Source organism: Leucobacter sp. UCD-THU (assembly GCF_000349545.1).
Taxonomy (GTDB): domain Bacteria; phylum Actinomycetota; class Actinomycetes; order Actinomycetales; family Microbacteriaceae; genus Leucobacter; species Leucobacter muris.
This window is the reverse complement of sequence record NZ_KB714602.1, coordinates 587,155-601,460: the sequence shown is the minus strand read 5'-3', so window position 1 is coordinate 601,460 and position 14,306 is coordinate 587,155. Positions and strand designations below refer to the sequence as shown.

Genomic DNA, 14,306 nt, shown 5'->3' with positions numbered 1-14,306 from the left:
CAGTTCGCTCGGCCGCGTCCGATGCAATACTTGAATGATGCCTGCTCCACCCCTCGCGCCGTCGGCGCCGAGAACACCTGTCGCGGAGCGGGCACCCCGGTCGCGACCCGCGAGCGGCACCTCCGCGCCGCGGTATCGCAAGGACATCGACGGCCTGCGCGCCGTCGCGGTGCTGCTCGTGGTGGTCTACCACGTCTGGCTCGATCGCGTCTCGGGCGGCGTCGACGCCTTCCTCATGATCTCGGCGTTCTTCCTCACCGGATCGTTCATCCGCCGTCTCGAGGCAGGCCGGCCCCTCGCAGTCGTCGGGCAGTGGATCCGCACCTTCAAGCGCCTGCTGCCCGCCGCGTCCGTCGTCATCGCGGCGACCGTCGTCGCCGGCTCGTTCGTGCTGCCGGCCTCCGGCCACCAGGACCTCTGGCGCCACGCCTGGGCATCGCTGTTCTACTACGAGAACTGGGCGCTCGCGGCCGAGTCGGTCGACTACTACGCCGACACATCGCTCGCCAGCCCCCTGCAGCATTTCTGGTCGCTCTCCGTGCAGGGCCAGGTCTTCTTCCTCTGGCCCCTGCTGTTCGCCGCGATCGCGTTCATCCGGTGGGCACTGGGCCGCCGCAGTGTGCGTCTGGTCGCCCTGGTCTGCTTCCTGCTCCTCTTCGCAGCATCCCTCGCCTACTCCGTCATCACCACGCAGGCGCATCAGGAGAGCGCCTACTTCAACACCGGCGCTCGCCTGTGGGAGTTCGCCGCGGGGTCCGTCCTCGCCATCGTGCTGCCCTGGATCAGCCTGCCCCGCGTGCTCAGCGCGGTCATCGGCTGGGGAGGCCTCGTCGCCCTCCTCGCCTGCGGCATGGTGCTCGACGTACAGGGCGGATTCCCCGGCTATCTTGCCCTGTGGCCGGTGCTCGCGGTCGCCGCCATCATCCTCGCCGGCGCCTCCGACGAACGAGGTTTCGGCCCCTCGGTGCTGCTCGAGACGAAGCCCGTGCTCGCACTCGGACGCGACGCTTACGCGCTCTACCTCGTGCACTGGCCGATCCTCGTGCTCACCCTCATCGCCCGCCGCGGTGAGCCGCTCGGCTTCGTCGGCGGGCTCGTGCTGATCCTCGTCTCGATCGCGCTCGCCCGCCTGCTCACCTGGCTCGTCGACGCGCGCGTGAGACGCAGCGAGTGGGCGAACCGCAGCGACGTGCGCGGCTTCCTCGTGATCCTGCTCTCCGTCGCGCTGGTCGCGGTGCCGCTCACAGCGCTGCAGCACTCCGCCGCCCAGCAGGCCCGCGACCTCGCCGACGTGTCGCAGGCCGAGCTGCTGCGCAGCAACCCGGGCGCCGCGGTGCTGCTGCCCGACTGGAACGGTGAATGGGATGACAGCGCGCCCCGCATCCCGCTGCCGACCGAGCTCGACGCGCAGTGGGGTGGCCTGCCGCAGAACTGCAACTCGCCGGACCTGCCCTTCCTCTCCCACAATATGCGCGACCGGTGCTCGGAGAACGGCTTCGAAGACCCGTCGATGACCATCGCGGTGGTCGGCAATTCCCACCCCGAGCAGTGGCTCGTGCCCCTCAGCGAGATCGCCGAGGAGCAGGGGTGGCGTCTTGTCTCGCCCCTCATGGGAGGTTGCGAGTTCACCCTTCGCAGCGCCGACCTCTACGCCGATCCCGCCTTCGGCGAGGAGTGCCTGCAGTGGAACGTGGAACTCATGGAGTTCCTCACCGAGTTCTCACCCGACCTCGTCATCTCGGTCGGCACCACCGCGTGGCCGACCGACCCGGATGCCGAGCTCGACGCGGGCGAGCAGGAGCGGTTCGTCGAAGGGCAGGACCAGACCCTCGAGATCCTCCGGCAGCAGGGCATCGCGACAGTGCTGCTGCGCGACAACCCCCGATTCACCTTCGACAACTACGTCTGCGTCGAGCAGGCGCGCGAAGCGGACGAGTGCGACGTGCAGCGCTCGCAGGCGCTCGCCGCGGTGAACCCGCTCGAGGCCGTCGTGGGAGCGGGAGTGGCGGCGGTCGACATGACCGACCTCATCTGCCCCGACGATGTCTGCAAGGCCGTCATCGGCAACGTCAACGTCTACCTCGACGACAACCACCTCACGATCGCCTACACCGCGACCATGCGTGCCGCGCTCGAGGAGCGGCTGCTCGCGGCGATCGCTCAGGCGCTGAGCTGGGAGTCCGCGGGCGCGGATCCGGCCGCGGAGGACGCGCAGCCCGGCGAGGAGGAGGCGCCGGCCGACGAATCGGAGGAACCGCTGCCCGACCCCGAGTTCTCAGTGGTCTGAGCTCCGCGCGTCCGGCCCGAGGCCCGGCCGGGCGATCAGCCCGCGGTGCGATCCCCCGGCAGACCCCGGCCGATCAGCCCGCGGAAGAGCACGCGCTTCACCGAGGCCGGCATGAGGCGGTAGACGCCCTTCATGACCACGTTGCGCAGGTACTGTCCGCGCGTCACGAAGCCCATGCGCAACAGCTCCCGCTGCAGTCGCCACTCCGTGCGCGCCTCGACCCAGCCGCCGCGACGCGCGAAGGCCCCCGAGCCCACGCGGTACGCGAGCAGCGGGTCGGCGATGTTCTCGACGCGGGCGCCGTCGTCGATCAGCCGGATCCCCAGCCAGTAGTCCTCCATCTTGCCGAAGGGCTGGTAGCGGCCCACACGGTCGAGGGCGTCGAGGCGGTACATCATGGTGGGGTGGTTGAAGGGGTTGTGGGTGCGGGCGTGCTCGCGGATGCGCTCGGAGCCGACGGGCGGCACGCGCGTGGAGGCGGGCCGGTCGGGATCGTGCTCGAACTCGACCATTCCCGTGCCGACGAGGTCGAACCCCTGCTGCAGCAGCGCCCACTGGCGTTCGAAGCGCCCGGGCAGCGAGACGTCGTCGGCGTCCATCCGCGCCACGACGGGCTGGGCGCACGCGGCGAGGCCGGCGTTGAGCGCGTCGGTGAGGCCGCGGTTCTCGGGCAGCAGCACGACGTTCACCGGGATGGGACTTTCGGCGCCGATCCGCTCGATCTCCCGCGCGAGCGCGTCGGGCACGGGGCCGTCCTGCACGATCACCGCTTCCGCGGGTCGCAGGCTCTGCCCCTGCACGGAGCTCTCGAACGCGAGGCGCAGAAAACCGGGGTCGTCCCCCGCGTACACGGGCAGCAGCAGCGAGAAGGCGGCCTGCGACGATCGTTGGTGCACGGGTCGCCTACCGGGCCGACTTCGAGAGGCGCTCGACCTCGATCATCACGTCGACCGGCACGCCCGTGTCGCGCAGCACCTCGCGCGTCGTGCGCGGGGAGCGCAGCCAGCCGTCGCGCCAGCCGCGACGCAGGCAGTCGCCCAGCTGCGCACGATCGGAGGAGGCCCGGAGGGTGCGCACCCAGCGCCGCGCAGTCGCGGCGATGTACAGCAGCTTCTCCCAGCCGTAGAGCGCCTTCGAGAGGCGGAACACCCACAGCTTGTTGCGCACCTCGTAGTAGAAGCGGGGGCCCGGATCGGCGTCGCTCGAGCCGCGCTTGGCCGTCTTGTGGGTGACCACGGATCGCGGCACGAAGAGCCCGCGCGCGCCGCGCAGCAGTCGGGCCGAGTATTCGAAGTCGTCGTTCCAGAGGAAGTAGTCGGCGATGGGCAGCCCCTGCTCCCGCACCCGCGCGGCGCGCAGGAACGCCGAGACGAACGAGATCGATCGGATCTCCATGCAGCCGACCTCTGCCGCGCGGGAGCGCTCGTCGTTCGAGGCTCGGATCTTGGGCTTCGGCGTGTTCATGGGGTGGTCTTCGCCGTCGGTCCAGACGACCCGAGACCCCATGACGGCGAGGTCGTCCTGTCCGGTGGCGCAGTAGCGCTCGTGCGCGTCGAGCGCTCCGGCGAGCGCGTCGGGCCCCGGCACGGTGTCGTCGTCCATCACCCAGACCCAGTCGATGCAGTCCTCGGCGACGGCCGCCGCGATTCCCGCCGCGAACCCGCCCGCGCCCCCCGTGTTCTCGGTGAGCGGGATCAGCCTGGCCCGCGTGCCCCACTGCTCGAGCAGTTCGGCGGCCACGTCGGCCGAGCCGTCATCCGAGGCGTTGTCGACCACGACGAGGCGGTCGACGGGTCGACTCTGCGCCGCGAGCGCTTCGAGGGATTCCCGCAACAGCTCGCGTCGGTTGTAGGCGACCAGCACGGCCGTCACGTGCATGCGCACACTCCTTCAGAGGATTCGAACCCGCCCAGTCTACTGCGCGGAGTCCCACAGCTCGCGGTAGAAGCCGGCCGCGCGCGACTGCACGACGGCGCTGTACTCGCTCGCCTGCAGATCGAGCATCGACCCCCGGGGCACGTCATCGGCGTCGGCGAGGGCTGAGACGCCGATCCCGGCCCGGTGTCCGTCGAGATCGATGCCGGCCAGCTCGATGAGGGTCGGGTACATGCTGAACTGATCGATCTGGTCGCGCGCGAACCTCACCCCGTCCGGGCTCCAGACCCGATTGAAGATCGTGCGATCCTCGCGGTCTTTCAGCGCGTCCCAGAAGCTCGCCCCGGGTGCCAGCAGTTTCTGATGATCTCCCATCAGCACGACGCTCGTGTCCTCGAGCACCCCTGTCTCGTCGAGGTAGTCGACGAAACCGGCGACCTGTTCCATCGAACAGAACGTGATCGAGGTCATGGCCTCTTCGGTATCCCAGCTGCAGTAGTCGTAGACGCGGGGCCCCTCGTGGGTGTCGAGCGTGAGCAACGTGAGGTTGAATGGCTGGTTCCCCTCGTGGAGGCGAGTCACCTCCTCGCGGGCGCGCTCGAACAAGCGGCGATCGGAGAGCCCCCAGTCGTCGCGGATCTCGGTCTCGCCCGCTGCGCGCCACTCCTGCAGATCGTGGACCTCGTCGTACCCGTGGCTGCGGAAGAAGGCGCCCTTCCCGGCGAAGTCGGCGTCGGCTCCGCCCATGAAGACGTTGCGGTAGCCCTCGCGGGCGAGCACGTCGCCCAGGCACGTGGCGTTCGGCAGATAGCTCGTGACCTCGTTGCCCTCGGACCCCAGCTCGTTGAGATCGACGTTCTCGCCGAGCGCGCCGCCCGAGCGCAGCGGGATGCCGCACTGGGTGCTCACGATGCCCGCCATGGTCCAGCCACCCCCCTCGTACTGGTCGAGGCTCGGGATCGAGTCCCAGCCGGAGGCGGCCTGCTGCACGGGCTCGAGCATGTTCTTGTCGAAGGTCTCGTCGTCGGCCATGGAGTTCTCGACCGACTCGAGGTAGATGACGATGAGGTTGCGGGGGTCGGTGGATCCGCCTCCGTCGGCGCGCATGCCGGGCCCGCCCGCGGCGCTCGCGCTCAGACCGTGGCGCGGCACGACGTAGTAGTCGGCGAGCGTCGCCTCCCCCGACGCCTCGCGGGCATAGGACTGCACGTAGGCCCCGAGGCCGACGGTCGAGCCGAACGCGACCGCACCGCCCACCGGCACCGCGACCACCAGCACCGCGGCGATCCCGCGCAGCACCCAGCCGCGCCGACCCCGCAGCACCCCGCTGCGACGCAGGTCGCGCCGCGACTTCTCCGCGAGCAGCGCGAGCACGAGCACCGCACCCGAGGGAATGAGCAGGATCGAGACGATCGCGCTCGTGACGAGTCCGTCGCCGCCCGCGCCCTCACCGCCCGGCAGGTTCATGAGCAGCTGATCGACGGAGATGGGGCCGAAGGTGCCCGTCACCCAGAGCGCCGCGCCGACGAGCACCGCGCCGATCAGCAGGAGCAGCCAGAACCCCACGATGGCCGCGCCCCACAGGAGACGCGGGCGGCGCTTCACCGCCCGGGCCTCACCGGTTCGAGCCTCGGCCGTCGACAGAACAGCATCACGGTCTTCTCTCGTCACAGTGTCACGAGTCTACGTCCCGTTTACGAGAGTTCACCCGGAGTTCACTTCGCGCGGGGCGCCGCCCCGTCGGGATCGACCTCGGGCGCTCCCGGGAGCGCGTGGAATGATGGTGAGCAGAGGCGGTGCGCCGCACCGCCCGTGCGGGTTGGAGCTGCGATGCGATTACTGGATTCCCCACTGCCGATCGTGGCCGCACCCATGGCCGGCGGGCCGACGACCGTCGCGCTGGCCGAGGCGGTCGGGTCGGCGGGAGCGTACCCGTTCCTCGCCGGCGGCTACAAGGCTCCCGAAGCGCTCGCGACCGAGATCGAGCAGCTGCGACCCCGGGTGGGCGGCTTCGGCGTGAACCTGTTCGTCCCGTCGCGTCTCATCCCCGATCGGGCCTCGTTCGCCGCCTACGCGGATGAGCTGCGCGGCGAGGCCGAGGTCCACGGCGTGCAACTGGATCCCGAACCCGTGCTCGACGACGATCACTGGGATCAGAAGCTGAGACTGCTGATCGAACGCCCCGTGCCGACGGTCTCGCTGACCTTCGGCCTGCCCGACGCGACCGACATCGCCGCACTGCGGAGGGTCGGCACGCGGGTGCTCGCGAGCGTGACGTCTGCGGGCGAGGCCGAACTCGCGCGCGCCGCCGGCGTCGACGGGCTGGTCGTGCAGGGCACCGACGCCGGGGGGCACAGCGCCGTCTTCGACCCCTCCGGGAGCCCTTCGCAGGTCGGCACCGCAGAACTCGTGCGCCTCGTGGCGCATGAGAGCGGGTTACCCGTGGTCGCCGCCGGAGGCGTTCACGGCCCGGACGCCGTGCGCCGCCTGCTCGCCGCGGGCGCCGAGGGCGTCGCGGTCGGCACCCTGCTGCTGCGCACCGACGAGGCCGGCACATCGCAGGCCCACCGCGCGGCCCTCGCCGATCCGGCCTTCGCCGAAACCGTCGTCACTCGGGCGTTCACGGGCCGTCCCGCCCGCGCGCTGCGCAACGGATTCATCGACCGCCACGGGAGCGCCGCACCGGACGCGTACCCCGCCGTGCACCATCTCACCCGCGAGCTGAGAGCGGCGGCGGGCCGCGCCGGCGACACCGACCGCCTGCACCTGTGGGCGGGAACGGGCTACCGCCGCGCGGCGGAGGGACCCGCCGCGGCGGTCGTGCGGCGGCTCGCCGCGGGCGTCTGAACCCGGCCGCACCGGCCGGGCTCAGACCAGCACCCGCTACTCCGCTGGCTCCTCCTGCGGCGAGGCCGCGGCCACGCCCTCGGCGACGAGCTGGTGGATGATGCCGTACTCGGGCAGCTCGGGATCGACGGCCGGCGGCACGAGCTCCACGTTCACCGGCGTGTGCTCGCGGGCCTTCGCCGCCAGGTCGACGAAGCGGCCCAGCATCGACTCGGGGATGTCGGTCTCGACGAGCTGCGTGCCCGCCGCTGCCACCTCCTGGAAGCGCAGCAGCACGTTCGCCGGGTTCATCTGCGCGAGGATCGCGGCCTGCAGTTCACGCTGTCGCGCCATGCGGTCGTAGTCGCCGTTCGCCGAGCCATAGCGCGAACGGGCGTACCACTGCGCGTGGTAGCCGTCGAGCCGCTGCTCGCCCGGCTCGATCCACGCGTCGACGTTCACGAGCTCGCCCGAGTACTCGTCGATCTGCCCGCCGATGGGCAACGGCTCCTGCACGTTCATCGTCACGCCGCCGAGGGCGTCGATCATGGCCGAGAAGCCGTCCATGTTGACGAGCACGTAGAACTGCACCTGCAAACCGGTGATCCCCGTGACCGCGTCCTTCGTGGCCTCGATGCCGGGCGACGAGCCCTGCGACACCGCGCTCGCGTACATGCCGTCGTACGACGGCGATCCCGAATCCTCGAGCTCGGTGATGAGCGAGTTCAGATTGCCCGTGGTGAAGCAGTAGTAGCCGCCGCCGTCGACGACCTCGTAATTGTTCACCTCGTCGCAATAGCCGTACGGGTAGATCTCGGCGAGCGGCGACGTCTCGGGGAACGGGGCGCCTTTGAGCTCGCGCGGCAGGCCGATGATCACCGACTGCCCCGTCTTCGCGTCGACGCTCACGAGCGAGATGCTGTCGGGGCGCAGACCCTCTCTGTCGGCGCCCGCGTCGGCGCCGAGCAGCAGGATGTTGTAGCGGCCGTCGACCGGTTCGACCGCCGGCGCGCCCTGGAAGAGGTCGCCCAGCAGGCTCCGCCCGGCGCCCACCGCCGTGCCGGCCCACGCCGCACCGGCGACCGGCACGATCGTGAGCAGCACCGAGAGCGCCGCCACCGGCACCCGCCAGTTGCCGGGCACGCGCACGAGCCGGGTCAGCCGAAGCGTGTCGAAGCCGAGCACCAGCCACAGCACCGCGTACGCGAACAGCAGCACCTGCACCACGAGCAGCACGACGCCGTTCGTGAAGAACGACAGCGTCGGCACCCGCGCCAGCATCAGGCCGAGCAGCGCCGCGACGCCTCCCGCGATGAGCAGGAACGTGGCGACGAGGCCGAGCCGCCCCAGCCTGCGATTGCCCGCGAGCACCTGCGCGCTGCCCGGCAGCAGGAACCCGAGCACCACGAGCCACCGCGCCCGCTTGCTCATCAGCGGACCCTCGGCGACGTCGGGGTGGCGCAGCGGCCGTTCGAGATCGAGGGTCATGCGCCGTAGCCGCCCGGATTCGCAGACTGCCACGCCCACGCGTCCCGGCAGGCCTCTGCGAGGCTGCGAGTCGTGCTCCACCCGAGGCGCTCGTTCGCGCGACGGGGATCGGCCACCACCTCGGCGACGTCGCCCGGTCGCGGCGGCGCCACCTCGTACGGCACCGGCCGGCCCGAGGCCTGCTCGAACGCGTGCACCACCTCGAGCACGCTCGACCCGACGCCGGAGCCGAGGTTGTAGGTCTCGACGCCCGCGCCGATGCGCTCGAGCGCCGCCACGTGCCCCTCGGCGAGATCCATCACGTGGATGTAGTCGCGCACGCCCGTGCCGTCGGGGGTCGGGTAGCCGTCGCCGAACACGCTGAGGCGCTCGCGCTTGCCGACGGCGACCTGGGCGATGAACGGCATGAGATTGTTCGGGATGCCCGACGGATCCTCGCCGATGCGCCCCGAGGGGTGCGCGCCGACCGGGTTGAAGTAGCGCAGCAGCACCGCACCCAGCTCGGGCCAGGCCCGGTGGGTGTCCCGGATGATCTGCTCGTTCATGAATTTCGACCACCCGTAGGGGTTGGTGAGGCCCACGCCCGCGCGGTGCGACTCGTCGATGGGGGCCACGTCGGGATCGCCGTACACGGTGGCCGACGAGCTGAACACCAGCTTCTCGACCCCCCGCTCGCGCATCAGGTCGAGCAGCACGAGCGTCGAGTCGATGTTCACCCGGTAGTAGCGGGTGGGCTGGGCCACCGACTCGCCGACGGCTTTGAGCCCGGCGAAGTGGATGACGGCGTCGAAGTCGACGCCGTCGAGCGCAGCGGCGGCCGCCGCGCGATCGGCGAGATCCGCCTGGATGACGGGAATCTCGCGCCCCGCGAGCTGCTCCACACGACGCACGGCCTCGGGGCTGCTGTTCGAGAAATCGTCGAGCACGACGACCTCGTGCCCCCGCTCCACCAGCACCAGGGCGGTGTGCGACCCGATATATCCGGCGCCGCCGGTCAGCAATACTCGCATGCCCACTAGGGTACTGGGCCGGAACGGCGGGAAGCCGTCAGGCACCCGGGAAGGTCACATTTCGATTACGGCGACGCCTGAAGCGCAACTCATCGACGCTCTCCCGGCTTTTCCCGGGGAGCACTCAAATACAATGTGTCGCAGGCGCGCGCCGAACGGCGGCGAACCGGCTACACCGAGGGGAGAACGCATGGCCATGCTCACCCTCATCGCCGAGCCGTTCCCCGACTGGGAGGCCGCCGCCCAGACCGCCGCCGCTCGCGATCTCGCGAACGCGGTCGCCGCGACCGCGCCACGCAGCTGCAGTGCGCGCTACCTCATCGCCCGGGGCACCGAGAAGCCCGAGTTCAGCTCGCCGGTGATCCGCGTCGAGCAGCTCCCCATGCGCGCGAGCGTGCTCCCCTACGTCTGGCAGAGCGGCACCACCGCGCGACCGCTCGACGGCGAGTTCGTGCACTCGCTCACCCCGATGCTGCCGCTGCGCTCGCGCGGCGAAGACGACGGCTCGCAGACCTCGGTCACCATCCCCCACAGCCTCGCATGGGAGGCCCCCGCACTGCTCGGCGGGGCGCAGGCGCGCCTCTTCCGCGCGTTCGCCCGCCGCGCCGTCAAGCTGGCCGACGTGCTGCTCACGCCCACCCACGCCACCGCCCGAGTGCTCCAGCGGCAGTACGGAGAGCATCTGCGCGTGCAGGTGCTCCCCCTCGCCCCGCCCTCCGAGTACGTCGCCGGCGACGACGCTGCTGAGCGCCGCACGGCACTCGAACTGCCCGAGCGCTACGCCCTCACCACCGCGATGCCCGGCGAGTTCGGCCGCCTCGAGTGGCTGTTCGACGCGCTGCGCACCGATCCTTCGCTGCCCCACCTCGTCGTGCTCGATGGCCTCGACCCGCGACCGCCGTCGAAGGAGCATCGCGACGAGAACGGCGCCGGAGAGCCGGCCGTGCCCGACGAGCTGCGCGACCGCGTCGTGGTGGTGCGCCCCCGCGAGCTCGCCGACGTGGGCGCCGTCCTGGCCGGCGCCTCGCTGCTGCTGCAGCCCCAGACCTACTCGGGCACGGGTTACACCGTGCTCGGCGCGCTCGGCGCCGGAGTGCCGGTGCTGCACGCCGATCAGGAGGCCACCGCCGAGCTGGTGCTCGACGCCGGCGTCGCAGCCGACGCCTCCGGGCCGTTCGCCGCAGAGTACAGCCGTCTCTTCCGCGACACCGACGCGCTCGCGCAGCTCTCGGTGCTCGCCTGCGACCGCGGGCGCGGCTTCAGCTGGCGCAGCGCCGCGTGGCAGCTGTGGGAGACCCACGCCAACCTCTGAAGACTCGCTCAGCGCGCGTCCACGGCCGCGATGCCGCCGCGAGAGCGCGCGTAGAGCCACGCGATCAGCGCCGACAGCAGCGTCGCAGAGGCGACGAAGCCCGCGGTGGCCCACCAGCCGCCCGCGCCGAACGCGACGCCGCCGAGCCAGCCGAGCACACTCGATCCGGCGTAGTACCCGAGGTTGTAGAGCGGCGGCGCGAGACTGCGCCCCGCCCCCGCCCGCCGGTCGATGAGACCGCTCGCGACGGTGTGCGCCGCGAAGAAGGCGCCGGTGAAGAGCACGAGTCCGAGGATCACGGCGGGCAGCCAGGCGGCCACCGTCAGCGCGAGCCCCGCCACCATGATGGCTGCGCAGCCGAGCAGGGTGCCCGTCGGCGGGATCCGGCGGGTCGCCCGNATGAGCCGCTCTAAAAGCTCTTCGAAAACCACACCCAGCGCGACGAGGCCGCGCCGGCGAGATAGGCGAGGAAGATCCACGAGGCCTGCGCCAGCGAGAGCCCGAACGGCTCGTGCTGCAGCCGGAAGGCGAGGTAGTTGTAGGAGGCCACGAAGCCGCCCATCAGCAGGAACGCCTGGGCCACGAGCACCATGACGCCGGGCGTCCGCAGATTCGCGAGGGTGGCGGGCAGGATCCGAAGGCCTCCCCTCGGCGGCACCGCCGTGGGCGGGATGCGCACCAGGAACACGAGCGTCGACGCGGCGGCGAGCAGTGCGACGGCGCCCATCCCCCACCGCCAGTCGCTCGGCTCGGCCGCCGTGGCGGCGAGGATGCGACCGACGAGGCCGCCGATCGTCGTGCCCGCGATGTAGGTGCCGACCGCGGTGCCGAGCGCTCGCGGGTGCACCGTCTCGGCGATGGCGGTGACCGCGATCGCCGCGAGCCCGGCGAGCAGCAGCCCCTCGACGAAGCGGGCCGCGACGAACCACGCGAAATGCGGGATGAAGGGGGTCACAAGGCCCACCACCATCGCCGCGGACATCGCGATGCGCATGGCGCGCACGCGGCCGATCCGGTCGGAGAGCCTCGCCCAGGGCAGCACACCGAGTGCGACTCCGATAGTGGCGGCGCCCACCGCCCACGACGACTCCCCGGCGGTGACGCCGAAGTCCTGCGCGAGATCCGGCAGTATGCCCTGCGGGGAATACATCTGCGCGAACGTCGCGACGCCCGCGCAGAACAGCGCGATCAGCGCCCGCCGGTAGCGGGGCGTGCCGACCTCCGCTCGCGGGTCGGAGGGACTCGCGGGGCCGTCGCCGTCGCGGGGATCGCGGTCGCCGGAAGACGCTCCGGCGTCCGACCCCTGCGCCACGATCTCCGCACCCGCGCCGACTACTCGGAGGCGATGCGCGCCTGCAGCGCCGCGTTCTTCGTCTCGACCATGTCGGTCAGCTCTTGCGCGTAGTCGGCGAGCTGCTGCGCGATCGCAGGATCGGTCGCGCCGAGGATGCGGGCCGCGAGCAGCCCGGCGTTCTTCGCCCCGCCGATGCTCACCGTGGCCACGGGAATGCCGCCGGGCATCTGCACGATCGACAGCAGCGAGTCGAGACCGTCGAGTTTCGCGAGCGGCACCGGAACTCCGACGACCGGCAGCGTCGTCATCGACGCCACCATGCCGGGCAGGTGCGCCGCACCGCCGGCGCCGGCGATGATGACCCGCAGGCCGCGGGCAGCCGCCTCGCGCGCGTAATTCACCATCTTGTCGGGGGTGCGGTGAGCGCTCACCACCTCGACCTCGTTCGGGACGCCGAAGTCTCGCAGCACCTGCACCGCGTCGCCCATGACCGAGTAGTCGCTGTCGCTGCCCATGATCACGCCGACGAGGGGCGCTGCCGAGGTATCGCTCATGGGTTCCATCGTATCGCCGCGGCGCGCCGGGTTCTGCTGCCGGCTCCGCCGGATCCTGCTCGCTCCGCCGGGCCCGTCCCATCCTGCCCGCTCAGCCGGATCCGCCCTATCCTGTCCGCTCCGCCGGATCAGCCGGCTCCCGGCCTGCAAGCGGCCCGCCCGCCGGATCCAGCAGGCTCTGCCAGGTCGCCCGAGAGCCCGCCCGTCGCGCGGTGGACCCAGCGTCGAACGAATCAGCTTCCAGCGCGGCTGCGCGATCCTCCGGCGATCCACCGCTCGACGGGCTCGCCGTGAGCGAAGGCGCCTCGGGAGGGAACGGCGTGACGCGGGGCGGGCGGAACCGGCTCAGGCGAACGCGGCCGCAGCGGCTCGCGCCTCGGCGAGCGCGGCGTCGAGGGACTCCCCGGTCACCGTGACGTGGCCCACCTTGCGGCCCGGCCGGGGCTGCTTGTCGTAGCTGTGGATCTTCGCGCGCGGATGCGCCGCGAACGCCTCGGCGTAGCGCACGGGCATCGGCCCATCCGCCGGGCCGCCGAGCACGTTGACCATCACCGCGGCGGGCGCTGTCATCGAGGTATCGCCGAGCGGCAGGTCGGCCACCGCGCGCAGATGCTGCTCGAACTGGCTGGTGACGGATCCCTCGATCGAGAAGTGGCCCGAGTTGTGGGGGCGCATCGCCAGCTCGTTGACGAGCACACGGCCGTCGCGGGTCTCGAACATCTCGACGGCGAGCACACCGGTCACGCCGACGCCCTCGGCGACCGCACTGCCGATGCGCGCGGCCTCGTCGAGCGTCTCGTGGCGCTGCACCGGGGCGGGGGCGAGCACCTCGGTGCAGACGCCGTCGCGCTGGATCGTCTCGACGACCGGCCAGGTGCGGGTCTCGCCGCCCGGCCTGCGCGCCACCAGCTGCGACAGCTCGCGGGTGAAATCGACGAGCTCCTCGACGAGCAGCCGGCCGCCCCGCCCGTCTTCGGCGAGCGCCGTGAACCAGTCGCGCACCTCGACCGCGTCGCTCACGACCCGCACGCCCTTACCGTCGTAGCCGCCGCGGGCGGTCTTCACGACGGCGCGACCGCCGTGCGCGTCGATGAATGCCTGCAGCTCGCCCTCGTCCTCGACCGCGGCCCACGCGGGAACGGGCACACCCAGCTCGCCGAGTTTCTCGCGCATCAGGATCTTGTCCTGCGCGTACTGCAGCGCGTCGGGACGGGGGTGCACGGCGACGCCGCGCCGCTCGAGTTCGCGCAGGATCTCGCCGGGCACGTGCTCGTGATCGAACGTGACCACGTCGACGGTCTCGGCGAACGCGTAGACGGTCTCGGGATCCCGGTAATCGCCCATCGCGTCGGCGGCGCGGGCCGCGCTCGATCCCTCGGCCTCGGCGAGCACGCTGATGCGCAGCCCGAGGTGGATCGCCGGGGGCACCATCATGCGGGCGAGCTGGCCGCCTCCGATGACGCCGATCGTGATGCTGCCGCTCTCGAGAGTCATACGTCTTATTCTGCCTTATCGCGCCACCCGCACTCGCGCCTCGCCTCCCCCGATCGCCTCCCTCTGCCCCGATGCCCTCGCTCTTCCTTTCTTCCTCCCTCCCTCTCTTCCTTCGTTCCTACATCTCTTCCTTCCTCCCTCCCTCCCTCCCTCCCTCCCTCCCTCC

11 protein-coding genes are annotated in these 14,306 nt (G+C 71.4%); 3 read left to right on the top strand and 8 right to left on the bottom strand.

All coding sequences use genetic code 11. From position 1 onward, the window contains the following. Positions 1–37 precede the first annotated feature (37 nt). Entirely contained in the window at positions 38–2,287 is a 2,250-nt protein-coding gene (locus H490_RS25925) for an acyltransferase family protein (protein WP_017884398.1), read from the top strand. A 35-nt stretch (positions 2,288–2,322) separates the two neighbouring features. Here H490_RS25925 and H490_RS25920 read toward each other — a convergent pair whose 3' ends face one another. From H490_RS25920 to H490_RS25910, 3 genes are read right to left on the bottom strand one after another with little or no spacing between them, the layout of a single operon-like run. Next, a complete protein-coding gene (locus H490_RS25920) occupies positions 2,323–3,183 on the bottom strand; it encodes a glycosyltransferase (protein WP_017884397.1) in 861 nt (286 codons plus the stop codon). Between the two features lie 7 nt (positions 3,184–3,190). Further along, positions 3,191–4,165: a glycosyltransferase gene (locus H490_RS25915; protein WP_017884396.1), complete on the bottom strand. Its 975-nt coding sequence runs from the start codon at positions 4,163–4,165 to the stop codon at positions 3,191–3,193. A gap of 36 nt (positions 4,166–4,201) precedes the next feature. Further along, the gene (locus H490_RS25910) at positions 4,202–5,833 is read right to left on the bottom strand and encodes an LTA synthase family protein (RefSeq protein WP_152424262.1); all 1,632 of its coding nucleotides are present in this window, start codon (positions 5,831–5,833) and stop codon (positions 4,202–4,204) included. A 189-nt stretch (positions 5,834–6,022) separates the two neighbouring features. Between H490_RS25910 and H490_RS25905 the strand changes: the two genes are divergently transcribed. Next, complete coding sequence (locus H490_RS25905) at positions 6,023–7,009, top strand: nitronate monooxygenase (RefSeq protein WP_238560337.1); 987 nt, start codon at positions 6,023–6,025, stop codon at positions 7,007–7,009. Between the two features lie 36 nt (positions 7,010–7,045). On the opposite strand, the gene H490_RS25900 is transcribed toward H490_RS25905, so the two are convergent. Together H490_RS25900 and galE are read right to left on the bottom strand one after the other, a co-directional pair. After that, entirely contained in the window at positions 7,046–8,476 is a 1,431-nt protein-coding gene (locus H490_RS25900; protein WP_017884393.1) for an LCP family protein, read from the bottom strand. Beyond that, a complete protein-coding gene (galE, locus tag H490_RS25895; RefSeq protein ID WP_031290097.1) occupies positions 8,473–9,486 on the bottom strand; it encodes a UDP-glucose 4-epimerase GalE in 1,014 nt (337 codons plus the stop codon). Before galE ends, H490_RS25900 begins: the two co-directional genes overlap by 4 nt. Before the next feature lie 190 nt (positions 9,487–9,676). Between galE and H490_RS25890 the strand changes: the two genes are divergently transcribed. Then, a complete protein-coding gene (locus tag H490_RS25890) occupies positions 9,677–10,798 on the top strand; it encodes a hypothetical protein (RefSeq protein ID WP_017884391.1) in 1,122 nt (373 codons plus the stop codon). Positions 10,799–11,207: 409 nt separating this feature from the next. Here the strand turns inward: H490_RS25890 and H490_RS31745 are convergent, their stop codons facing one another. From H490_RS31745 to H490_RS25875, 3 genes are all read right to left on the bottom strand, one after another. Then, positions 11,208–12,110: an MFS transporter gene (locus H490_RS31745; RefSeq protein WP_051066180.1), complete on the bottom strand. Its 903-nt coding sequence runs from the start codon at positions 12,108–12,110 to the stop codon at positions 11,208–11,210. Positions 12,111–12,130: 20 nt separating this feature from the next. Continuing rightward, on the bottom strand, positions 12,131–12,646 hold the full coding sequence (gene purE / locus H490_RS25880; RefSeq protein ID WP_017884390.1) for a 5-(carboxyamino)imidazole ribonucleotide mutase: 516 nt from the start codon (positions 12,644–12,646) through the stop codon (positions 12,131–12,133). 345 nt (positions 12,647–12,991) lie between these two features. Next, on the bottom strand, positions 12,992–14,140 hold the full coding sequence (locus tag H490_RS25875) for a 5-(carboxyamino)imidazole ribonucleotide synthase (RefSeq protein WP_017884389.1): 1,149 nt from the start codon (positions 14,138–14,140) through the stop codon (positions 12,992–12,994). Between the last annotated feature and the right edge of the window lie 166 nt (positions 14,141–14,306).